The sequence below is a fragment of the Ruegeria sp. C10 genome, assembly GCF_056537805.1.
In genome coordinates, this window is the sequence record NZ_JBQFSC010000002.1 from 698936 (window position 1) to 719760 (window position 20825).

Below are 20825 nucleotides of genomic sequence, written 5' to 3' on the forward strand. Positions count from 1 at the left end.
CGGTCTTATGGCCGGTTCCGTTTTTTATTGCCCGATGTCCCCTGTGCGGGTTTGGCCCTTTCCTCAAGCGGCCCATTGCCCTAAAAGGCCCGCAATCTCGGCCCACTTGGACACAGGACAGAAGATGCAAGAGCCCGCCATCACACCCGATCTGATTGCCGCACATGGGCTCAAGCCCGAGGAATACGACATGATCCTTGAGATCATCGGGCGTGAGCCGACCTTTACCGAGCTTGGCATCTTTTCAGCGATGTGGAACGAGCATTGTTCTTATAAGTCGTCCAAGAAATGGTTGCGCACCCTTCCGACCTCTGGCCCTCAGGTCATCTGCGGCCCAGGCGAGAATGCGGGTGTCGTCGATATCGGCGACGGTCAGGCAGTGGTGTTCAAGATGGAAAGCCACAACCACCCTTCGTATATCGAACCTTATCAGGGCGCGGCGACCGGCGTGGGCGGCATCCTGCGGGATGTTTTCACCATGGGCGCACGGCCCATCGCCTCGATGAACGCACTGTCCTTTGGCGAGCCGGGCCACCATAAGACGCGCCAATTGGTGAACGGAGTGGTCGAGGGGATTGGCGGCTACGGCAACTGCTTCGGTGTGCCTTGCGTGGGTGGCGAAGTTCGGTTCCACCCGGCCTATAACGGCAACTGCCTTGTGAACGCGTTTGCCGCTGGTCTGGCTGAGAGTGACAAGATTTTCTACTCGGCCGCTTCGGGCGTTGGGATGCCCGTCGTCTATCTGGGCGCAAAAACCGGTCGTGACGGTGTGGGCGGAGCAACCATGGCATCGGCCGAATTCGATGACACCATCGAAGAAAAACGCCCCACCGTTCAGGTCGGCGACCCCTTCACCGAAAAGCGCCTGATGGAAGCAACGCTGGAACTGATGCAGACCGGTGCCGTGATCTCGATCCAGGACATGGGCGCAGCGGGCTTGACCTGCTCGGCTGTAGAGATGGGCGACAAAGGTGGTCTGGGCGTGCGTTTGGACCTCGAGAATGTCCCGCAGCGCGAAGAGAACATGACAGCCTATGAAATGATGCTGTCGGAATCTCAGGAACGGATGCTGATGGTCCTCAAACCTGAGCTTGAGGCCGAGGCCCGCGCCGTGTTCGAAAAATGGGACCTCGATTTTGCCATCGTAGGCGAAACCATTGCCGAAGACCGTTTCCTGATCATGCACAATGGTGAGATCAAAGCCGATCTGGTCCTGTCTAAACTGTCCTCGACCGCGCCTGAATACGACCGCCCGTGGGAACCGACCCCTGAGTCCGCGCCACTGGAAGACGTACCACAGATCGATCCGATCGACGGTCTGCGCGCCCTGCTCTCTTCACCCAATTACGCAGGCAAACAATGGGTCTATGAGCAATATGACACCATGGTCATGGCGGATTCAACTCGCACGCCGGGTCTGGGCGCTGGCATGGTCCGCGTACATGGCACCGACAAGGTGCTGGCCTTCACCAGCGACGTAACCCCGCGCTATGTCCGTGCAAACCCGGTGGAAGGCGGCAAACAAGCGGTGGCCGAGGCCTATCGCAACCTGACCGCCGTGGGGGCCAAACCACTTGCCACCACAGACAACCTGAACTTCGGGAACCCCGAAAAGCCCGAGATCATGGGTCAGTTCGTCGGCGCGATCCAAGGTATCGGTGCCGCCGTTGGTGCGCTGGATATGCCCATCGTGTCGGGCAACGTCTCTCTTTATAACGAGACAGACGGTCAGGCGATCCTGCCAACCCCCACCATCGGCGCGGTTGGTCTTCTTGCTCATAGCGACGAGATCATCGGAAACGAGGTTCGGGATGGCCATGTTGCGCTGGTCATCGGCGAAACCAACGGCCATATGGGTCAGTCCGCCCTGCTGGCCGAGGTATTCAACCGCGAGGACGGAGACGCGCCGCATGTTGATCTGGCTGCAGAGGCGCGCAACGGGGAATTCATCCGTGCCAATCGCGAGATGATCAAAGCATGTACTGATCTTAGCGATGGCGGCCTTGCACTGGCAGCGTTTGAACTTGCTGAAGCTGCAGGCGTAGGCGTTTGCCTGGATGATGCATCGTCCGAGTTCCTATTCGGCGAAGACCAGGCCCGTTATCTTGTGGCGTGCAACTTCGATCAAGCCGAGGCGCTAATGATCGCTGCCGGTCAGGCTGGTGTCCCGCTGGTCTCGGTTGGCCGGTTTACCGGTGACAGCGTGAAGATCGGCAATTCCGAAGCTCCTTTGGCAGAACTGACCGAGAGCTTCCGCCAGAGCTTTGCCGCCGCGGTCGCCTGATAAATCGTCTCTTCCGAATTCCAGAATTCCCGCGTCTTCCATAGGCGCGGGATTCGCGTATCTGAAAGATGCTCGACATCTTGCACGCCCGCTCCCATCACTCTACATCTTGGGAAAGACCTACAGGAGTGAACCTACATGCCGATGAGCGCCCACGAGATCGAAACCCTGCTGCGCGAAAGCTTTCCCGATGCGGAAATTCAGGTTGGTGGCAGCGATGGCGTGCACATGTCCGCCATGGTCGTGGACGAGAGCTTTCGCGGCAAAAACCGCGTTCAGCAACAGCGTGCGGTTTACGCTGCGCTGAAAGGCAAGATGGATGGATCTGATGGGGAATTGCACGCGCTGGCGTTGACGACGAAGGTACCTGAATGACACAGCACTACTTTCAAAAAAGCGCCTAAGTGGCTTTGAAAACATGAGTGGCTGGCCCTTCTGGATATCTCTTCTTGGTGCATTGATAGTTGTCGCCGCCCTCATCGAAGCCTATGTCAAACGCAACAGAAAACGAAAACTGTCGGATATGCGCCCTGACCCCGATACGCTTAGCAAGGTTGGGGGAATTGAACGATACGGGCTTGATCCGGTGACGCTTGCACAAGCAGAACACCGGCGGCTTGAAGAAGAAGGATGGGCACCTGAACTGCCCGATAACCGAACGACCGCCGCGCAAGCGGATGAAAAGGAAAAGCAAGATGAGCGACGTTAAGACCCAGATCGACGAAACCGTCAAAGCCAACGATGTGGTGCTTTACATGAAAGGCACCAAAGAGATGCCGCAGTGCGGGTTCTCATCCCGGGTGGCCGGTGTTCTGAATTACATGGGTGTCGAATACACCGACGTGAACGTTCTGGCTGACGAAGCTGTGCGCCAGGGCATCAAGGACTACTCCGACTGGCCAACCGTGCCTCAGCTTTATGTCAAAGGCGAGTTTGTCGGCGGTTGCGACATTATCACTGAAATGACGCTGTCGGGCGAGCTAGACACACTGTTCGATGAAAACAGTGTGGGCTACAACAAAGACGCTGCGGACAAAATCCGCGAAGCAAACGCGTAAGCTATCGGCTGCTACAGTCCTTGAACAATACGAGTTCCGGGGCTGTGTCGCCTTCGGCCTGATGGCTGATCGTGGCATCCCACCCCTTGGAGCGCAGGGTATATGTCCCTGCCCCTCCGACGGATTCATACCGGATGCCCGAGCCGCTTGGAACCTGTTTCATGGGGATCAACTGATCATCGATCATCATCGCAGCCGCCCCATCGCCATTTGAGGCGTTAAAGTAGGACACCGGCACTTGCGTGTTGTTTTCACAGGTAAACGTCACGGACAGAATGTCGATATCGGCCTTTGCCATCGTGCCAGTCAGCGAGACGACGGCCGCGCAAAAGGCCATTCGGGCGATCGGCATTAGGCCGTCCTTTCTTCAATGACTGCCGCCAGGGCTTCGGCGCGCGCCGCCATTTCAGCCAGCGTATCCGTGACAGATGGCGGCACTACCGCGACCTCGATCCGTTCAGGTTCCGGCTGCGGTTGGCTGCGGAGCCGCTTCAATTCGGTCTCCAATTCAACCAGCTTGGCCTCGGCCAGTTTCATGCGATCTTCATGCGCGGCTGCCTTGTCTGCCAACATGAGTCCCGCCATCAGCAGCATCCGCGATTCCGGCATACGTCCGATCTGGTCCGACAAAACCTGAGCCTCATCATCCAGCAGTCTGGCTGCCGCTTGCAGAAACGGTTCTTCACCGTCCTGGCACGAGACATCAAAGCCGCGGCCACCGATATGAATGGTTACTTCGGGCATTATTCCACCTCTCCCTCGGCCAGATTGGCATGACTTAGCAATGGCTCAAGCCGAGCCAGGACCGCATGCGCTTCGGCTGCGTCCGACGCGCGCGCGGCACGTATGGCTTCTAATTCGGCTGTCGTGGCCCGGTTCAGCATGTCAGCATCCGTGACACCGTCCTCTGCGGCGGCGCGTAATTCATCGACAGCGCTTCGGAGCTGATCGTTTGCATTGCGAAGCCGTTGCAAATCATCATCCAACCGGGACATCGCGGCCCCATGGCTAGCCCGTTCCGCGCGCAGCATCTCAAGCTCGGCATTGAGTTCGGTTAACCGCTCGCTATCGACCAGTTCAGCCCGCAGACGCGCCAGTTCGACCTCCATCTCTTCCGCGCGATCCGCGATTGGGGTCAGTTGCTCGACCTGCGCGCGCAACGTATTGGCCTCTTCTGCAGCGCCCTGATGTGATCGCAGAGTCTCAATCTCTGCCTTCAAGCCCTCGACTTCGTCCGTGTTTTCAAGCGCAGCCTTGGCATCCGCCAACTCGGCCCGCGCAGCCTCAACCGTGGCGAGCTGAGAAGTCGCCTCGGCCAATTGCGCACGCAGCGCATCCACTTCCGAACTCGGTGCCGGTTGCGCACGCAGCGCGTCAATCTCTTGCGCGTGTCTCTCTTTGATCGTTTTCAGCCGTTCCTCAAGCTGGGCATTGGCCACCCGCTCTTCTTCAAGCGCCGTTCGCAGCGACGTGTCATCACCGGCTGCGGATCCAGCATCGTGCAAGGCCTCGACACCATTACCGATCCGCTCCATCGCGGTGATAATACGGCGTTGTAGTTCTTCGATCTGACTCATGCCTGTGTCACCTCTTTATCAAGGTTCGTTCTGATATTCGCCTACCCGAATCAAAAGCGGCGGCGCTCAGCCCTAGTCTAACGGAATGCGACAGAAAATACCCACTGTTTGGTTTCAACCACTTGCACACCGCTCTTGAAGCGCCAATTCGGTGTGCCACGCGGTTCTGCTTGCACTTTGACAATCGGATGGTATTCAGCGCCCATCTGCCCGTAAACCAAAGGAACTACGCCCGTGGACCTGACTGCGCTGCGCAATGCCAACCCCGAACACTGGGACAAGGCTGCGGCCATCCGCACCCTAACCCTCGACGCTGTCGCCGCCGCCAATTCCGGCCATTCCGGTATGCCGATGGGCATGGCCGATGTTGCGACCGTATTGTTCGAAAAGCACCTCAAATTCGACGCCACTGCCCCGAACTGGCCGGACCGCGATCGGTTCATCCTATCGGCGGGTCACGGTTCGATGCTGGTCTATTCGCTGCTGTATCTCACCGGTCATGGCGATGTTACGCTGGAAGAGATCAAGAACTTCCGTCAATTGGGCGCCAAAACTGCCGGGCACCCCGAAAACTTCCTGATCGATGGTGTCGAAACCACTACCGGACCTTTGGGTCAGGGCATTTCGAATGCCGTTGGCTTTGCGATGGCCGAGGAAATTCAGCGTTCGCATTATGGCAAGAAGATCGTTGATCACTATACCTACGTGATTGCGGGCGACGGCTGCCTGATGGAAGGCGTCAGCCAAGAGGCGATCACTTTGGCCGGTCGCCACGAGCTGAGCAAGCTGATCGTCTTCTGGGATAACAACAACATCACCATCGACGGCACAGTCGACATCGCCGACCGCACCGATCAGGTGCGCCGTTTTGCGGCCTCGGGCTGGCATGTGCTTGAGATTGACGGCCACGACCCCAAGGCCATCGATGCGGCCATCATGCAGGCGAAGAAGTCGAACAAGCCGACGATGATTGCTTGTGAAAGCCACATTGCACTGGGTCACGCGGCGCAGGACACTTCAAAAGGCCATGGCGCTCTGACCGATCAGGATCAGTTGAACGCCGCCAAAGAAGCATATGACTGGCCGCATGATGCGTTCGTCATCCCTGCTGAGGTCAAAGCCGCTTGGGAGGCCATTGGTGCACGTGGCAAAGCCGAGCGCGCAGCGTGGGAGGAGCGTTTTGCGCAAGTCTCCGAACGTAAACAAGCCGAATTCAACCGCGCCTATGCGTTTGAGGCGCCAAAGAAGCTGGCCGGCGCCATCCGGTCGTTCAAGAAACAGATGTCGGAAGACCAGCCAAAGCTGGCCACACGCGCCTCTTCAGAGAAGGTGTTGAATGTCGTTAACCCGATCATGCCCGAAACCATTGGCGGCTCGGCTGACCTGACTGGATCGAACAACACCAAATCGGCTGATATGGGCGTGTTCCTTCCGGAAAACCGCAAGGGTCGGTATATCCATTACGGCATTCGTGAACACGGTATGGCCGCTGCTATGAACGGTATGGCGCTGCATGGTGGTATTCGCCCGTATGGCGGTACGTTCATGGCCTTCACCGACTATGCGCGGCCCTCGATGCGTTTGGCTGCACTTATGAAGATCCCGACGGTCTTCGTGATGACCCACGACTCGATTGGTCTGGGCGAAGACGGTCCGACGCACCAGCCGGTGGAACATCTGGCGATCTCACGCGCGACGCCGAACACTTATGTGTTCCGCCCCGCGGATACGGTTGAGACCGCCGAAGCATGGGAACTGGCACTGACCTTCAAGGATAGCCCCTCAGTCCTGTCGCTGACCCGTCAAGGCGTGCCAACTGTTCGGACCCAGCACAAAGCCAAAAACCTGACCGCGCAAGGCGCTTATGTATTGGCTGACGCAGAAAACAAGCGTCAGGCGATTCTGATTGCCACAGGTTCCGAGGTTTCGCTGGCGATGGAAGCTAAAGCAATACTTGAGGCCGAAGGCGTCGGCACTCGGGTCGTTTCCATGCCCTGTATGGAGCTGTTTGCCGAGCAAGACGAAGCCTACCGCAAGCGCGTACTACCTGCGGGAGCCGTCCGCGTCGGTATCGAGGCTGCGGTTCGCGCCGGAGGCTGGGACCGTTGGCTTCTGGGCGAGCGTGGTCGCGAGGCCAAAGCCGGGTTCATCGGCATGTCCAGCTTTGGTGCGTCGGCACCCGCCGGAGAGCTCTACAAGCATTTTGGCATCACGACCGAGGCAACAGTCGCCAAGGTCAAAGAACTGCTGGGTTGAACCTACCCAAATTAGTCAGAAGGCCTCGGTTAAAACCGGGGCCTTTTTTGTTAGACGAAAATTATTACTGACTGCATACCATCGACAATTAGATCACCATCGGTGTTCCACATCCGCATGACCTGAGAGCTGTAGCCGTCATGTCCAGCTGTCAATTGATGTTCCATCAACCACCATCCATCGCGAGTATGAATTTCTTCGGACAGCACGTTGAAAATCCAGTTCATTGACGAGTTGTTTCCCGGCTTCTTCAATGTCGGGAATATGGCCGGTGGCAACAGGTCCGCAATTGCGATCAACCCTTCGATCCTATCGCGCATATCGGCATCATTATGGCGCGCCCAAACCTTCACATAGCCACGCTCTGCACTAGCAAATGGCCGCGCCCCGTCGATCAACCGAACGTCGAAGTTCTCAAGAAATGCGATGGGAAGTTTTGGCAAATCTGGCGGGAAATAGTGTTCTGTGATCTCTGGCTGTATCTCTGCCTTAGCCGGATGTTCGAACGCCACATGGCTGTCCTGTGCCTTGCCAAACGTAAATGTCCCAAGTGCGGCTGTATTCCCCTCAATCCTTGCTCGTGTATTGATCGTTGTGACATTCCGCCCATTGCGAAGCACCTCGGTTTCGATCAGCGGAGGTGATCCGATGGGCGCGGTAAAATTGATCAGGGCCGAGCGTAATGGAGGCAGAACATCGACCGCATTTCTCGCAGCAGCCAGCAGCAAGGCAGACGAAAAGCCGCCATATGTTGTGCGGCCTTGCATCCAGTTTGGCGGCACCGGAAACTGCAGCATCCCGTTCAACCGATCTGAACTGGCAAGGACTTGGGAAAGGCTGAGTTTAGTCATCGATCTCACACCGGATATGCTTCGATTGGAACTTACCCCGCTCTTACCGTTGTGCCAGATGAAACCTCACGTCACATGATCCTGATTTCAGTGTTTATTCGCAGATCCCGAAATCGCGCTGATCGCGGGGGACAGCAGCTTGGTTGCCACCGGTATCAGCGCCAGCCCATAGGCCAGACCGAATACACCATCCATCGTCGCCTTCGCGATCCACTTTACCGCGCCTGCCCATTGTTCAGACACAGCATGACTCGCAGCATTTGCCCAGTCGTAAATGTGATGGCCCAGCCAGCCAAAGCCCAGGACCTCCATACCGTGGATCATGATCGACCCGCCGACCCACAGCATCGCAGCAGTACCAACGATAGACAGAACTTTCATAACAACGGGCATCGCTTTGACGAGGCCCCTTCCCGTTCCGCGCCCTATCGGCGTCGGCGCGTTTTGCGCCAAATACAGGCCGACATCATCCATTTTCACGATCAGAGCGACCGAGCCATAAACGGCGACGGTGACCCCAACGCCCACCACGGCCAGCGTCGCGGCTTGCATCCACACATTCGGCGCTTCAATGGCCGCCAAAGCGATGGTCATGATTTCAGCAGAAAGAATAAAGTCAGTCTTGATCGCACCCTTCACCTTCTTTTCTTCCAGATGGCCAGGATCAGGATTTTTCATATCTTCGTCTATCGCATGGCTCCCATGTGGAAACAGGACGTGAAAAATCTTCTCGGCCCCCTCGAAACACAGATATGAACCACCGAGCATAAGCAGCGGTGTGATCAACCAAGGCGCAAAATTGGCGAGTAGCAATGCCACTGGCAACAACAGAATGATCTTGTTGAAAATCGATCCGCGCGCGATGCGCCAGATGATCGGCAGTTCCCGCGCCGGGGCAAATCCCTGAACGTATTTGGGCGTCACGGCCGCATCGTCAATGATCACACCCGCAGTCTTAGCCCCAGCCTTGCCGGCAGCGGCCACCACATCGTCCACCGAGGCCGCCGCAACCTTTGCAATGCCCGCCACGTCGTCCAACAGGGCCAACAGACCACTCATCGCGCTTCCTTTCCATTCATCTGTTCGATCGGACCCTACCTGATCCAACGGCTAGCGCAAGCGTTAGCGCAATCGGCGCAGGTTTGCGCTAACACCTTAAAAATATGCCATTTTTGCCCTTTTGAGATTCAATATTCGCGGCTATATGGCCTGCAACGCAAGCGCATTTTTGGAGACGTCGGATGACCATCAAGGTCGGTATCAATGGTTTTGGCCGCATCGGCCGCTGTACTCTGTCGCACATCGCCGCATCGGCGCGCAACGACATCGAAGTGATCAAGGTCAACGCCACCGGCCCGCTGGAAACCTCGGCGCATCTGTTGAAATACGACAGTATTCATGGACGTTTCCCACGCGACGTCTCGGTCGAAGGCAACACCATGGATCTGGGTCGCGGCCCGATGGAGATGTTCTCAACCTACGATATGAACGAGCTGGACTGGGAAGGCTGCGATGTCGTTCTGGAATGCACCGGTAAATTCAACGACGGCCTGAAGGCTAAAACCCATCTTGAGCGCGGCGCTGGTAAGGTTCTGCTATCGGCCCCTGGCAAGAATGTCGACAAGACCATCGTATTTGGTGTGAACCACAACAGCCTGACTGCAAACGACAACATGGTGTCGAACGGTTCTTGCACCACAAACTGCCTTGCTCCGCTTGCCAAGGTTCTGGACGAAGGTATCGGCATCGAGCATGGCATCATGACCACGATTCACGCCTATACCGGCGACCAACCGACGCTGGACCGTCGCCACAGCGATCTTTATCGCGCCCGCGCTGCCGCCATGTCGATGATCCCGACGTCCACTGGCGCCGCTGCAGCACTGGGAGAGGTTCTGCCGAACCTCAAAGGGCGCCTGGACGGCTCGGCCATCCGCGTGCCCACTCCAAACGTCTCGGCCGTTGATCTATCATTCCGCGCCTCGCGCGACGTCACTGTCGAAGAAGTTAACGCCATCGTCGAAGAGGCAGCGAAAGGCCCGATGCAGCGCGTTCTAGGGTATGAGCCTGCGCCGCTGGTTTCGACCGATTTTAACCATACCGAAGAAAGCTCGATCTTCGCGCCGGATCAAACCCGTGTGGTCGACAACCGTATGGTGCGCGTGCTGGCGTGGTATGACAACGAATGGGGATTCTCGGTGCGTATGGCGGATGTCGCCGTCGCGATGGGCCGCCTTAACTGACCCTTTGGACATAGCTTGTACCTTTATGCCCGCTCAGGTTATCTGAGCGGGCATTTTCGTTCAGGGCGCAGAAATGACAAATCAAATCGCCATCTGGCTTGGAATCCTAATTCTGGGCGGTCTGATGCTGGACGTGGCACTATTCGGCACCGAACACCTGCTATTCCTGGGCAAGAAGCTCTACGATTTCCTGGATTGGCTCGCCTTCTGGCGCTGACAGAGGTTTTTCTTGACTTTCGCGCCAATCTGGCTTTGTTAGCGCTAACCATCTATGGACCATGTTCTGACGGAGCGCATTATGACACTCAAGCTGGCAATCAATGGATTTGGACGGATCGGGCGCGGCGTTCTTCGGGCCGTCATGGAATCCGGACGTACTGATGTTGAAATCATCGCAATCAACGATCTGGCAAAGCCCGAAATGAACGCACATCTGTTCGAGTTCGACAGTGTGCATGGACGCTATTCCAAACCCGTAACTCTGACTGATGCAGGTCTGGATGTGGGTGCTGGGCCCATCCGGCTGACCAGCGAGCGTGATCCCGAAGCACTGGACTGGTCTGATGTGGATGTGGTTCTGGAATGCACCGGTGTTTTCCGGACCCGTGAAGCAGCTGAGCGGCACCTGAAAAACGGATCAAAGAGAGTATTGATCTCGGCCCCTGCCCGTGGCGACGGCGGCGTGAAGACAGTCGTGTTCGGCGTGAACGATCATGAGCTAACCGCCGACGATATCGTTGTTTCCAATGCCTCGTGCACCACCAACTGCCTATCGCCCGTGGCCGCAGCATTGGACGCAGGGCTTGGCATCAAACACGGCAACATGACAACCGTTCATGCCTATACGGCGAGCCAACCGGTTCACGACACTGCGGGCAAAGACCCCTACTTGTCGCGCGCAGCAGCACTGTCGATGATTCCCACGACAACCGGCGCGGCGTCTGCAGTGGGTCTGGTATTGCCGCAGCTTGCTGGTAAGTTGACCGGGCAAGCCATTCGTGTCCCCACGCCCAATGTCTCAGTCGTTGATCTGGTTGCTGAGGTTTCGCGACCGACGACCGAAGAAGAGGTCAATGCCCTCTTTGTAGAAGCCGCCGCCAAAATCCCCAGTGTGCTGGCGGCCGAGAATCGCCCCTTGATCTCGATCGATTTCAACCACGACTCGCATAGCTCGACGGTTTCACTGGCTGAAACCAAAGTAACTGACGGCACATTGGTTCGTGTGCTTGCATGGTACGACAACGAATGGGGCTTCTCGAACCGGATGCTGGACACAGCCGCCGCGATGGGCGCGCTATCCTAACCGCTCTTTCAAGGCGGAATTGACGCGGGGCGTGACGAATTTTGACACGTCCCCGTTCAATCTGGCGATTTCTTTGACCAGTTTCGACGCAATGGCTTGATGCCGTGCCTCTGCCATCAAGAACACGGTCTCAATCGAGTCGTCCAACGCGCGATTCATCCCAACCATCTGGAATTCATACTCGAAATCCGCAACCGCACGCAGTCCGCGCACGATGATCTGAGCGCCTACATCGCGGGCGCAATCGATCAGCAGGTTTTCAAACGGATGCGCGACAATCTCGGTGCCAGTCTGCTCGGTTAGATGGGCGCATTCGGCCTCGATCATCGCGACACGCTCTTCCAAAGAAAACAGCGGGCCCTTGTCCCGGTTGATAGCAACACCAATGACGAGCTTATCCACCAGCGCAGCCGCGCGGCGAATAATGTCTATATGACCCATGGTGATAGGGTCGAAAGTACCGGGATATAATCCAACCCGCATTGGGCTCTCCAGCGCAACAATATTTCTGCGCAAGCAAACATAACTTTGCCGCAGGTGCAAGAGGCTGAAACAGCCCCCGCGTTCAGTGCCCCATGATCATGCCTTCAAGCGCGTCTTTTTCCATAGCAAGTTCAGCCAGTTGCGCCTTCACCGCATCACCCAGCGTAACGATGCCGACCAGTTTGCCATCTTCCAATACAGGCATGTGGCGAAATCGTCCTTCGGTCATCTGGGACAGGATAGACTCAACAGTATCCTGCTGGCTGGCGGTCACAAGTTGCTTGGTCATATAGTTGCTAACGGGTTTATCTAGGCACCCACTGCCGCTGGCAGCCAACTCGCGAACAATGTCTCGTTCGGATAAAATACCCGCTGCCGTCTGCCCCCCATCCTCGGAAATGACCACAGTACCAATCCGCTTTTCCGCAAGAATCTCGGCAGCCTGAGAAACGGATGCCGTTGGCTCGACCGTCTCCACACCGCCGCTGGCCTTTGATTTGAGAATGGCCTGTACAAGCATAAGCGAAAACCTCCGGAATTACGTACTGTTTTCCAAAGCGTTGCCGGAATGTGTGAATGTGTCAAGGTGAAGCTTCGCGCTCAAGCCGCGCTACTTCGTCCCGTATTCCGCGCGTCAACGCCTCGGCAAAGCGGTTCAACCGCTCATTGCGCTGATCGCCCTGATGGCGGACCAGATAAAAGCCCCGGGTCAGACTGACCTGATCCGTCAGGATTTTCTGCAATCCACGATGGAACGGCAATGTGAAATCATGTGCCACGCAGACCCCTGTTCCCAGCGAAACTTGTCGCAGCTGAACGGAAACAGAGTTTGATGCAAGCGCGACACGTTCAACACCAATGTCGTTGAGATAGTCCAGCTCGCGGTCGAAGATCATGTCCGGAATATAGCCTATCATCCGATGCCCTTTTAGATCCTCGATGGATCGAATTTCGGCGTGACGACTCAGGTATTCCTTCGTTGCGACCATATGCAACCGATAGTCGGATATCTTCTGCACCAGCAGTTTCCCTGCGGTGGGCGCACTGACTGTTACCGCCATGTCGGCCTCTCGACGGGATAGGTTGATGATGCGCGGCAACGCCAGGATCTGAATGTCGAGATCAGGATTGGCATCGCTGATCTTGGCGCAGACCTGTGGCAACAGGTAATTGGCACTACCATCCGGGGCACCAATTCGGATCTGACCGCTTAGCGATTTGGCAGAGCCTGACATGACACCAGTCGCTGCGCGCATAGCTTCTTCCGCCTGCAGCCCATGCTCCATCAGGCGTTGTCCTGCAGTCGTCAACACATAGCCCTGCTGTGATTTCGTGAACAACACCGCGTCCAATGCCGCTTCGAGCCGCGCGATTCTACGCCCGACTGTCGCCGGGTCGATCTTGAGAACCCGCCCCGCACCCGAAAGGCTTTCATCGCGCGCGACCGCCAGGAAAACCCGCAAATCATCCCAATTCGGCGTCATGTTCTATCCTTTGCATTTTTGCAAAACTGATTTGAAATATTGCCTCTGTTCAGGTGATTTTCGCAAGTCTATTCTTCGCGCAACTTAATCCGGAGGAGTTTGCAATGCAGAACCTGACCCATTTCATCAACGGCGAAAATGTCGCTGGCACATCTGGCCGCTTTGACAATGTATTCAACCCAGCAACGGGTGAAGTGCAGTACCAATGCCCGATGGCCAGTGTCGCCGAGACCACCGCTGCGATCGAAGACGCTGCAGCAGCTCAGGTCGCTTGGGGCGCAACCAACCCGCAGAAGCGCGCGCGCGTTATGATGGCGATGGTTGGCTTGATGAACCGCGACATGGACAAGCTGGCCGAGGCTCTCAGCCGGGAACATGGCAAGACCATTCCCGATGCGAAGGGTGACTTGCAGCGTGGTCTGGAAGTGATCGAGTACTGCATCGGCGCGCCCCAGATGCTGAAAGGTGAGTTCACCGACAGCGCGGGCCCGGGCATCGATATGTATTCGATGCGTCAGCCACTGGGCGTGGTCGCTTCGATCATGCCATTCAACTTCCCTGCAATGATGCCGCTTTGGCACGTTGGCCCGGCACTGGCCTGCGGCAACGCAGTTGTTCTGAAACCGTCCGAGCGCGACCCCTCTGTTCCATTGATGCTGGCAGAGCTGTTTGTCGAAGCTGGTCTGCCCAAGGGCGTGTTCCAAGTCGTAAACGGTGACAAAGAGGCCGTGGATACCCTGCTGGACAGCGAAATCATTCAGGGCGTGTCGTTCGTGGGTTCAACCCCGATTGCGCAATACATCTATGCTCGTGCAACCGCCAACGGCAAACGGGCGCAGTGTTTCGGTGGTGCCAAGAACCACATGATCGTTATGCCCGACGCCGATCTGGATCAGGCTGCTGATGCGCTGGTCGGTGCAGGTTTCGGCGCGGCTGGCGAACGCTGCATGGCAATCTCGGTGGCCGTGCCTGTGGGCGAAGAAACCGCAGACGCACTGATCGAAAAGCTGATCCCTCGCGTGGAGAAGCTGAAAGTTGGCCCCTACACAGCGGGCGACGACGTAGACATGGGTCCGGTTGTTACTGCTGCCGCGAAAGAGCGTATCCTTGGCCTGATCAACTCGGGCGTTGAGCAGGGTGCGAAGCTGGTTGTCGACAACCGCGATTTCAGCTTGCAGGGTTATGAGGACGGCTTCTTTGTCGGCCCGCACTTGTTCGACAACGTCACTCCCGACATGGATATCTACAAGCAAGAGATCTTTGGACCGGTCCTGTCGACCGTCCGCGCGGGTTCCTACGAAGAGGCGCTGAAACTGGCGATGGATCATGAATACGGCAACGGCACTGCGATCTTCACCCGCGACGGTGATACGGCGCGTGACTTTGCCAGCCGTGTGAACATCGGCATGGTCGGCATCAACGTTCCGATCCCGGTTCCGCTGGCCTACCACACTTTTGGCGGCTGGAAGAAATCGATGTTCGGCGACCTGAACCAGCACGGTCCGGACAGCTTCAAGTTCTACACACGCACCAAAACAGTGACATCGCGCTGGCCGTCGGGCATCAAGGAAGGTGGCGAGTTCAACTTCAAAGCGATGGACTGATCAACAGCTTTCAAATCAGGAAACCCGGCCCTACATGGGTCGGGTTTTTTCGTGCATGCGCCTGTTGCTGCCTGATCGCCTACCTCACAAGAAATTCAGAGGTCGCCCTCTGGAAAAAGCAGGCATTCACTAATATTTTATCGGTAATTCAACTATCCGAGCAGCTCATAACTTCCTGGAGGCAACCTTGTCCCAATATCGTTTTACCCGTCGTCACGCCCTTTTGGGCGCTGCATCGCTGATTGCGGCCCCTGCCATCGTGCGTGCTCAAAGCACTGATGCTTTCCCACAGACCGAGGAAGCAATCAGCACGCAGCTTCCAGTACGTCGTAACGTTTCATCGTTCTCGCAGCAGAATTGGCAGGATCACTTTGACGAGTTGGGCGTCGGCGCATTGTTGGCCGATATCACCAGCCGGGCTGTTCATTACTGGGGGCCGGATGGAACCTACAAGCTGTACCCCAGTTCTGTCCCGATGAGCGAAGAGCTGACCAAGCGCGGCTATACCAAGGTCACACGCAAGGCGGAGAACCCAAGCTGGACACCAACCCCATCAATGCGCGAGCGCGATCCCTCGTTGCCAATTCGCATGGAGGGTGGTGAACCTGGAAACCCATTGGGAACTCGCGCTATGTATCTTGGCTGGCCTGCCTACCTGGTTCACGGCACCTATGATACCCGCAAGATTGGACGTCAGAGCTCGTCCGGCTGTATTGGTCTCTATAACCAGCACGTTGAAGAGCTGTATCCGCTGGTAAAGGTCGGTACTCAGGTACGATTGGTCTAAACGGCGAGTTTCTACACGAAACACAAAAAAGCCCCGTCCATCAGGAACGGGGCTTTTGTTTTCGTGAAGGTGGTAGATTTATTCGGGAATGATAACTTCGTCGACAACGTGAATGACGCCGTTGCTGGCTTCGATGTCGGCCTGCACAACTTTGGCACCATTAACTTTCACGCCATTTTTTGCGTTCACGCTTAGTCGGTCGCCTTGCACGGTCAAAACCTTCGCGCGCTTTCCTGCAATGTCGCCGGACATCACTTTGGCTGGCACGACATGGTAGGTCAGGATCGACACCAACTGGTCCTTGTTTTCTGGCAGAAGTAGGGTTTCAACAGTGCCTTCAGGCAGAGCTGCAAAAGCTTCATCCGTGGGTGCAAAGACGGTGAAGGGCCCATCGCCTTTCAGCGTATCAACCAGGCCCGCGGCCTGAACGGCAGCAACCAGGGTGTTGAAAGACCCGGCAGCAACTGCGGTATCTACGATGTCAGCGGCCTGTGCCTTGACGGGCAGTGTAAGTGCAAATGCGGCGGCAGCGCCCATGAATGTGCGGCGGAACATGGCTGTTAACTCCTCTCCAGCTTGTTATGGAAAGGGTTACGGGCCTGGGTTCGAACCGGATCACACAGAAATCAATTTTCTTTGAGCTGAACCCAGATGCTCTGCGCACGGCCCTCTTCTAGAAACGGCAGCGCTGCGACGGCGTCGGGGCGATCCTGCTGAAGGTAATATCCGGGCCAAAGCATTGAATAGAAACCGGATTGCAGCAAGGCGTGCAACATGTACTGCTCACCCCATCCTGGGCAGTCATAGAAGAACCGTTTGGGATATTCATAAGGCAGAAAAACATCGTGGACATGAATGACAACGCCGGGTTTCAGCGCCGGAATGATCCGACAGAATAGATGGGCGACATCGTTGCTCATCCGAACCACATGGCTTGAATCGATGAACAGAACATCCCCAGCCTCAAGCTGATCGAACAGCGCGGGATCTACTTCTTCCAGTCGCTTCTGCTCAAACTGATCGACGACATGGGCGATATCTGCGCGCGGGTACGGATCAATTGCCGTGATCGTCGTATCCAAACCACCATCTATGATCGCCTGCCGCGTCACGCGGGTAGAGTTCCCGCAGCCGACCTCGATCACGCGCTTGGGCTGAAAGCGGCGGATCATCAAGTAAAGCGCATCCGCATCCGGGCTATCGTAATATCCGTTGCCGGTGTAATAACCGGTTTGGTTTCGCGCCGGGTCCTTCAAAGCTGCAAGCGCATCGGCATGGCGCGTATACTCTTCGACAAGTTGCGCGATATCGAATCCGTCCATTCCCGGCGACAGGGCATAAGCGGGCCTGGTCAATCCCCCTGCCCGTTCGAACGCTTCCAGCCGCGCCCGTTCATCCTGTTCCGTAACCTTGTCGATCAGCTTGACGCCCAACTCATCTAGGGCTGCATTGATCTGCGGAAATTTTCTGGGTTTCACGAGGACGGCTCCACATTACGTTGCGCCCGCTCTTTACCTGTGCACGCAGGACTTCCGCAAGAACCGACAGGCCAAACCCTTGGCAAAACGCTAATTTCCGTATTCACTGATGTGAATTGACCAACGAGGGCCGCCATGCAGCAGGAATTCACGATCGGCATTGAAGAGGAATACCTGCTGGTCGATCAAGACAGTCTGCAGCTCGCCGAGGCGCCCGCAGCATTGATGGAAGCTTGTCAGGCAGATTTCGAAGGCCAGGTCAGCCCGGAATTTCTGCAGTGCCAGATCGAAGTCGGGACCCGCCCACATGCTACGATCAGATCGGCGCGCGAAGATCTAAAGCGCCTGCGTTCTTGTGTTTCAAAACGTGCAGCCGAGTATAATTTGGCTCCGATCGCGGTCTCTTGCCACCCGTTTGCGAACTGGAAAGACCAGCACCATACACGGAAAGAACGCTATGACGCCCTGCAGCATGCTTTGGGCGGCGTGGCGCGGCGGATGCTGATCTGCGGAATGCATGTGCATGTGGGCGTCGAAGATCAAGCCTTGCGCGCCGACCTGGTACCCCAGCTTTCTTACTTTCTGCCCCATCTGCTGGCGTTGTCGACCTCGTCTCCTTATTGGAACGGCGAAGATACCGGGCTTTCCTCCTATAGGCTCACCGTGTTCGACAATCTGCCCCGGACCGGTCTGCCCCCGGTGTTCAGCAGTTGGGGCGAATACGAACGCACCACCGGCGTGCTGGTCGAACTCGGCGTGATCGAGGACACCTCTAAAATCTGGTGGGACCTACGTCCATCTCACCGGTTCCCCACCCTAGAAACACGCATCATGGACGTACAGCCAAGGCTTGAACATACGCTTTCGCTTGCGGCGCTAGTGCAGGCGCTGACCCGGATGCTGTGCCGCCTGAAAGACCGCAATCTTCGTTGGCGGCAATATGATAAGTTTCTGATCGGCGAAAACCGTTGGCGCGCGCAGCGCTACGGTGTGGGCGAAGGTCTGATCGATTTCGGTGATCGCTCAATCAAGCCGATGGCTGAACTGATCGGAGAGCTGATGGGCATGTTGGCCGAAGACACCGAGGCATTGGGCACCATGACCGAACTCGCCCGACTTCGGCAGATCGCAGAAAATGGCACCTCCGCCACCCGCCAACGCCGTGTTTACGCTGAAGCTTTGGCGCGCGAGGATGATCCGGGCATGGCGGTGGTCAAGCACCTGATCGAGGAATTTCACGCCGACCTATAAAGTCAAACCGCCGCCAAAATCTCTTTAATCCGGTCCGCTACGGGTTCATACAAATCGCGATCCGTCCAGTATCCGTTATGCGAAAGCGGGTTCCACGACGTAAAGATTTTGCCCGCATTGATCGGCTTATCCTTCAAGGCCCCACTTTGAGCGAGCTGTTCATAGCTTGGCGCGCTTTTGCCCAATGGAAAACCCAAGACATCATGCTTGTCATAGTAGTTTCGCCACCAGGTCGAAAACTGCAACGCAGGCGGCAGCGCGCGGTTCGGGGCCATGATCGGAAAAATCTCATTCTCGGGATATGCGAACAGAAAAATCGGAATATTGCACCCAAACGTCACGAGGCCAGCAACGGTTTTCATGTTTTCAACATCTGTCGGGTGAACCGGTGAACCACCCTGGCGCAGATGTCTTTGCATGTCATAAATATAGTTCGACATTATGTGCCCACCCAGCGAATGCGCCAGGATCAGTACAGGCCCCTGTGGTCCGACCTGGTATTTGACGACCCCCATCACATTCTCGATTTTTTTGTGGATCGCCTCATAGATCTTATCGCCATCATCCGGAGTTGGTCGGTAAGAAGCCGCATCCGATAGATTGCACACTACAAACTCGCGCAGCTTGTCGTATCCAAGGCTGCGGTTGACCTTACGCAGATATGCCTTTTGCCGCCCTTGCAGGATCTGTGCCCAGACCACCTCGTGCCAGATCACATCATCCATATCCGCGCCGACCCGGTTCGCAACGCGTCGTTTCAGCCCTCTGGAAAACGTTGGGGTCGTGGATGGCGGCTGGTTCTGAGGATTGTACTGGCTGCCCATGCCGTGAATCACGATAACAGCAAGCTTGTGTGACGACATAAGAATACTCCGTAATGATCAAGAAAGCAGAATTCCCGCAGTATACCTCACCGTCCAGAAATCCCCTAAATCGCCGTGTTTGCCGTCATTGAAAAATTTCTGTAAGGATTGAAGAATAAAACGCTCGTTCAATTCTATAGCCATCAGGAAGCACACGTCATGGATTTCGCGCTGACCGAAGAACAAACGGCCATTTTCGACATGGCCTACGCCTTTGGCCAAGACCACATCGCCCCCTTCGCGCGTCAGTGGGAAGCAGACGGAACCATCCCCAAAGAGCTCTGGCCCAAAATCGGCGAACTAGGATTTGGTGGACTTTATGTCTCGGAAGAGGCTGGCGGTTCGGGTTTGACGCGATTGGATGCGACACTGGTGTTCGAAGCGCTATCGATGGCCTGCCCCTCGGTCGCGGCGTTCCTGTCGATTCACAACATGTGCGCCAAAATGCTGGACAGCTTTGGCAGTGACGATCTGAAGTACCGCATTATGCCAAGTATCCTCAGCCTCGAAACCGTCCTCAGCTACTGCCTGACGGAACCCGGATCGGGATCGGACGCTGCGGCGCTGAAAACGCGCGCTGAACGGACCAATGAAGGCTTCACGCTCAACGGCACAAAAGCGTTCATTTCCGGCGGCGGCTATTCGGATGCCTATGTCTGCATGGTGCGCACGGGTGAAGACGGCCCTAGGGGGATCTCTACCGTCTATGTCGAAGACGGCACGCCGGGCCTGAGTTTCGGTGGTCTGGAACAGAAAATGGGTTGGAAAAGCCAGCCAACCGCGCAAGTTCAGTTTGACGATTGCAAAATTCCATCCGGCAATCTGGTCGGAGCTGAAGGCGACGGTTTCAAATACGCGATGATGGGGCTGGACGGTGGCCGTCTGAACATCGCCTCCTGCTCGCTGGGGGCAGCTCAGAACGGTCTGGACATGACGTTGCAGTACATGTCCGAGCGCAAGGCCTTTGGACAATCGATCGATCAGTTTCAGGCGCTGCAGTTCCGACTGGCAGATATGGAGATTGAGCTACAGGCGGCGCGCACCTTCCTGCGTCAGGCAGCGTGGAAACTTGATCAAGGCGCACCGGACGCCACAAAATTCTGCGCGATGGCCAAGAAGTTCGTAACCGAAACCGGATCGAAAGTCGTGGATCAGTGTCTGCAATTGCACGGTGGATACGGCTATCTGGCTGATTATGGCATCGAGAAACTGGTGCGGGATCTGCGCGTGCACCAAATACTGGAAGGCACGAACGAGATCATGCGCGTGATCGTCGCGCGCCAGATGCTCTCCAATCGCTGAG

General features: G+C 56.5%; 23 protein-coding genes. 12 read left to right on the forward strand and 11 right to left on the reverse strand.

Annotation, left to right across the window (positions count from 1 at the left end; translation table 11 throughout):
• The first annotated feature begins 124 nt into the window (after positions 1 to 124).
• The 4 genes from purL to grxD all read left to right on the forward strand — a co-directional run bounded on the left by purL (position 125) and on the right by grxD (position 3342).
• Positions 125 to 2284, forward strand: coding sequence for a phosphoribosylformylglycinamidine synthase subunit PurL (gene purL, locus ACR0DE_RS11870; protein WP_480753326.1), 2160 nt, complete (start codon positions 125 to 127; stop codon positions 2282 to 2284).
• A 138-nt stretch (positions 2285 to 2422) separates the two neighbouring features.
• Positions 2423 to 2659: a BolA/IbaG family iron-sulfur metabolism protein gene (locus ACR0DE_RS11875; RefSeq protein WP_170562863.1), complete on the forward strand. Its 237-nt coding sequence runs from the start codon at positions 2423 to 2425 to the stop codon at positions 2657 to 2659.
• 43 nt (positions 2660 to 2702) lie between these two features.
• Complete coding sequence (locus tag ACR0DE_RS11880) at positions 2703 to 2993, forward strand: hypothetical protein (RefSeq protein ID WP_170393180.1); 291 nt, start codon at positions 2703 to 2705, stop codon at positions 2991 to 2993.
• Positions 2980 to 3342, forward strand: a complete 363-nt coding sequence (gene grxD, locus ACR0DE_RS11885; RefSeq protein ID WP_170393181.1) for a Grx4 family monothiol glutaredoxin — start codon at positions 2980 to 2982, stop codon at positions 3340 to 3342. The genes ACR0DE_RS11880 and grxD overlap by 14 nt, the downstream gene beginning before the upstream one ends.
• A gap of 1 nt (position 3343) precedes the next feature.
• On the opposite strand, the gene ACR0DE_RS11890 is transcribed toward grxD, so the two are convergent.
• From ACR0DE_RS11890 to ACR0DE_RS11900, 3 genes are read right to left on the reverse strand one after another with little or no spacing between them, the layout of a single operon-like run.
• A complete protein-coding gene (locus ACR0DE_RS11890; protein WP_170405544.1) occupies positions 3344 to 3694 on the reverse strand; it encodes an MliC family protein in 351 nt (116 codons plus the stop codon).
• Complete coding sequence (locus ACR0DE_RS11895; protein ID WP_170393183.1) at positions 3694 to 4086, reverse strand: cell division protein ZapA; 393 nt, start codon at positions 4084 to 4086, stop codon at positions 3694 to 3696. Before ACR0DE_RS11895 ends, ACR0DE_RS11890 begins: the two co-directional genes overlap by 1 nt.
• Complete coding sequence (locus tag ACR0DE_RS11900; protein WP_480753331.1) at positions 4086 to 4919, reverse strand: hypothetical protein; 834 nt, start codon at positions 4917 to 4919, stop codon at positions 4086 to 4088. The genes ACR0DE_RS11895 and ACR0DE_RS11900 overlap by 1 nt, the downstream gene beginning before the upstream one ends.
• A 234-nt stretch (positions 4920 to 5153) precedes the next feature.
• Here ACR0DE_RS11900 and tkt point away from each other — a divergent pair, with 234 nt between their 5' ends.
• A complete protein-coding gene (tkt, locus tag ACR0DE_RS11905; protein WP_480753334.1) occupies positions 5154 to 7175 on the forward strand; it encodes a transketolase in 2022 nt (673 codons plus the stop codon).
• A gap of 50 nt (positions 7176 to 7225) precedes the next feature.
• Here the strand turns inward: tkt and ACR0DE_RS11910 are convergent, their stop codons facing one another.
• Positions 7226 to 8026: a thioesterase family protein gene (locus ACR0DE_RS11910; RefSeq protein WP_480753336.1), complete on the reverse strand. Its 801-nt coding sequence runs from the start codon at positions 8024 to 8026 to the stop codon at positions 7226 to 7228.
• A gap of 87 nt (positions 8027 to 8113) precedes the next feature.
• Positions 8114 to 9085 carry a DUF808 domain-containing protein gene (locus ACR0DE_RS11915; protein ID WP_170393187.1) on the reverse strand — a complete coding sequence of 324 codons (972 nt, stop codon included), beginning with the start codon at positions 9083 to 9085 and terminating at the stop codon, positions 8114 to 8116.
• Positions 9086 to 9267: 182 nt separating this feature from the next.
• Here ACR0DE_RS11915 and gap (ACR0DE_RS11920) point away from each other — a divergent pair, with 182 nt between their 5' ends.
• The 3 genes from gap (ACR0DE_RS11920) (at position 9268) to gap (ACR0DE_RS11930) (ending at position 11572) form a co-directional block, all read left to right on the forward strand.
• Positions 9268 to 10269 carry a type I glyceraldehyde-3-phosphate dehydrogenase gene (gene gap / locus ACR0DE_RS11920; RefSeq protein ID WP_170393188.1) on the forward strand — a complete coding sequence of 334 codons (1002 nt, stop codon included), beginning with the start codon at positions 9268 to 9270 and terminating at the stop codon, positions 10267 to 10269.
• 73 nt (positions 10270 to 10342) lie between these two features.
• A complete protein-coding gene (locus ACR0DE_RS11925) occupies positions 10343 to 10486 on the forward strand; it encodes a hypothetical protein (RefSeq protein ID WP_010439846.1) in 144 nt (47 codons plus the stop codon).
• Between the two features lie 81 nt (positions 10487 to 10567).
• Positions 10568 to 11572, forward strand: a complete 1005-nt coding sequence (gene gap / locus ACR0DE_RS11930; RefSeq protein ID WP_480753338.1) for a type I glyceraldehyde-3-phosphate dehydrogenase — start codon at positions 10568 to 10570, stop codon at positions 11570 to 11572.
• On the opposite strand, the gene coaD is transcribed toward gap (ACR0DE_RS11930), so the two are convergent.
• The 3 genes from coaD to ACR0DE_RS11945 all read right to left on the reverse strand — a co-directional run bounded on the left by coaD (position 11564) and on the right by ACR0DE_RS11945 (position 13539).
• Positions 11564 to 12055 carry a pantetheine-phosphate adenylyltransferase gene (gene coaD, locus ACR0DE_RS11935; RefSeq protein ID WP_170393190.1) on the reverse strand — a complete coding sequence of 164 codons (492 nt, stop codon included), beginning with the start codon at positions 12053 to 12055 and terminating at the stop codon, positions 11564 to 11566. The genes gap (ACR0DE_RS11930) and coaD overlap by 9 nt on opposite strands.
• Positions 12056 to 12137: 82 nt before the next feature.
• Positions 12138 to 12575 carry a CBS domain-containing protein gene (locus ACR0DE_RS11940; RefSeq protein WP_170405529.1) on the reverse strand — a complete coding sequence of 146 codons (438 nt, stop codon included), beginning with the start codon at positions 12573 to 12575 and terminating at the stop codon, positions 12138 to 12140.
• A gap of 61 nt (positions 12576 to 12636) precedes the next feature.
• Positions 12637 to 13539 (reverse strand): LysR family transcriptional regulator, encoded by a 903-nt coding sequence (locus ACR0DE_RS11945; protein WP_170405527.1) that lies wholly within the window; start codon positions 13537 to 13539, stop codon positions 12637 to 12639.
• Between the two features lie 104 nt (positions 13540 to 13643).
• Here ACR0DE_RS11945 and ACR0DE_RS11950 point away from each other — a divergent pair, with 104 nt between their 5' ends.
• Positions 13644 to 15143, forward strand: coding sequence for a CoA-acylating methylmalonate-semialdehyde dehydrogenase (locus ACR0DE_RS11950; RefSeq protein ID WP_170421406.1), 1500 nt, complete (start codon positions 13644 to 13646; stop codon positions 15141 to 15143).
• Positions 15144 to 15330: 187 nt separating this feature from the next.
• Positions 15331 to 15930 carry a L,D-transpeptidase gene (locus ACR0DE_RS11955; protein WP_480753340.1) on the forward strand — a complete coding sequence of 200 codons (600 nt, stop codon included), beginning with the start codon at positions 15331 to 15333 and terminating at the stop codon, positions 15928 to 15930.
• A gap of 78 nt (positions 15931 to 16008) precedes the next feature.
• Here the strand turns inward: ACR0DE_RS11955 and ACR0DE_RS11960 are convergent, their stop codons facing one another.
• Positions 16009 to 16485: a fasciclin domain-containing protein gene (locus tag ACR0DE_RS11960; RefSeq protein ID WP_480753342.1), complete on the reverse strand. Its 477-nt coding sequence runs from the start codon at positions 16483 to 16485 to the stop codon at positions 16009 to 16011.
• 71 nt (positions 16486 to 16556) lie between these two features.
• Positions 16557 to 17408 (reverse strand): class I SAM-dependent methyltransferase, encoded by an 852-nt coding sequence (locus ACR0DE_RS11965; RefSeq protein ID WP_170610464.1) that lies wholly within the window; start codon positions 17406 to 17408, stop codon positions 16557 to 16559.
• A gap of 135 nt (positions 17409 to 17543) precedes the next feature.
• Here ACR0DE_RS11965 and ACR0DE_RS11970 point away from each other — a divergent pair, with 135 nt between their 5' ends.
• Complete coding sequence (locus ACR0DE_RS11970; RefSeq protein ID WP_170662450.1) at positions 17544 to 18659, forward strand: carboxylate-amine ligase; 1116 nt, start codon at positions 17544 to 17546, stop codon at positions 18657 to 18659.
• A 2-nt stretch (positions 18660 to 18661) separates the two neighbouring features.
• On the opposite strand, the gene ACR0DE_RS11975 is transcribed toward ACR0DE_RS11970, so the two are convergent.
• Positions 18662 to 19522, reverse strand: coding sequence for a hypothetical protein (locus ACR0DE_RS11975; protein ID WP_480753345.1), 861 nt, complete (start codon positions 19520 to 19522; stop codon positions 18662 to 18664).
• A 159-nt stretch (positions 19523 to 19681) separates the two neighbouring features.
• Between ACR0DE_RS11975 and ACR0DE_RS11980 the strand changes: the two genes are divergently transcribed.
• Complete coding sequence (locus tag ACR0DE_RS11980; protein ID WP_480753346.1) at positions 19682 to 20824, forward strand: acyl-CoA dehydrogenase family protein; 1143 nt, start codon at positions 19682 to 19684, stop codon at positions 20822 to 20824.
• Position 20825 lies beyond the last annotated feature (1 nt).

Excerpts from the sequence above, each read along its gene's own strand:
- purL (WP_480753326.1), top strand. The coding sequence starts at position 125 with ATGCAAGAGCCCGCCATCACACCCGATCTGATTGCCGCACATGGGCTC.
- ACR0DE_RS11875 (WP_170562863.1), top strand. The coding sequence starts at position 2,423 with ATGCCGATGAGCGCCCACGAGATCGAAACCCTGCTGCGCGAAAGCTTT.
- ACR0DE_RS11880 (WP_170393180.1), top strand. The coding sequence starts at position 2,703 with ATGAGTGGCTGGCCCTTCTGGATATCTCTTCTTGGTGCATTGATAGTT.
- grxD (WP_170393181.1), top strand. The coding sequence starts at position 2,980 with ATGAGCGACGTTAAGACCCAGATCGACGAAACCGTCAAAGCCAACGAT.
- ACR0DE_RS11890 (WP_170405544.1), bottom strand. The coding sequence starts at position 3,694 with ATGCCGATCGCCCGAATGGCCTTTTGCGCGGCCGTCGTCTCGCTGACT.
- ACR0DE_RS11895 (WP_170393183.1), bottom strand. The coding sequence starts at position 4,086 with ATGCCCGAAGTAACCATTCATATCGGTGGCCGCGGCTTTGATGTCTCG.
- ACR0DE_RS11900 (WP_480753331.1), bottom strand. The coding sequence starts at position 4,919 with ATGAGTCAGATCGAAGAACTACAACGCCGTATTATCACCGCGATGGAG.
- ACR0DE_RS11910 (WP_480753336.1), bottom strand. The coding sequence starts at position 8,026 with ATGACTAAACTCAGCCTTTCCCAAGTCCTTGCCAGTTCAGATCGGTTG.
- ACR0DE_RS11915 (WP_170393187.1), bottom strand. The coding sequence starts at position 9,085 with ATGAGTGGTCTGTTGGCCCTGTTGGACGACGTGGCGGGCATTGCAAAG.
- gap (WP_170393188.1), top strand. The coding sequence starts at position 9,268 with ATGACCATCAAGGTCGGTATCAATGGTTTTGGCCGCATCGGCCGCTGT.
- ACR0DE_RS11925 (WP_010439846.1), top strand. The coding sequence starts at position 10,343 with ATGACAAATCAAATCGCCATCTGGCTTGGAATCCTAATTCTGGGCGGT.
- gap (WP_480753338.1), top strand. The coding sequence starts at position 10,568 with ATGACACTCAAGCTGGCAATCAATGGATTTGGACGGATCGGGCGCGGC.
- coaD (WP_170393190.1), bottom strand. The coding sequence starts at position 12,055 with ATGCGGGTTGGATTATATCCCGGTACTTTCGACCCTATCACCATGGGT.
- ACR0DE_RS11940 (WP_170405529.1), bottom strand. The coding sequence starts at position 12,575 with ATGCTTGTACAGGCCATTCTCAAATCAAAGGCCAGCGGCGGTGTGGAG.
- ACR0DE_RS11945 (WP_170405527.1), bottom strand. The coding sequence starts at position 13,539 with ATGACGCCGAATTGGGATGATTTGCGGGTTTTCCTGGCGGTCGCGCGC.
- ACR0DE_RS11950 (WP_170421406.1), top strand. The coding sequence starts at position 13,644 with ATGCAGAACCTGACCCATTTCATCAACGGCGAAAATGTCGCTGGCACA.
- ACR0DE_RS11960 (WP_480753342.1), bottom strand. The coding sequence starts at position 16,485 with ATGTTCCGCCGCACATTCATGGGCGCTGCCGCCGCATTTGCACTTACA.
- ACR0DE_RS11970 (WP_170662450.1), top strand. The coding sequence starts at position 17,544 with ATGCAGCAGGAATTCACGATCGGCATTGAAGAGGAATACCTGCTGGTC.
- ACR0DE_RS11975 (WP_480753345.1), bottom strand. The coding sequence starts at position 19,522 with ATGTCGTCACACAAGCTTGCTGTTATCGTGATTCACGGCATGGGCAGC.
- ACR0DE_RS11980 (WP_480753346.1), top strand. The coding sequence starts at position 19,682 with ATGGATTTCGCGCTGACCGAAGAACAAACGGCCATTTTCGACATGGCC.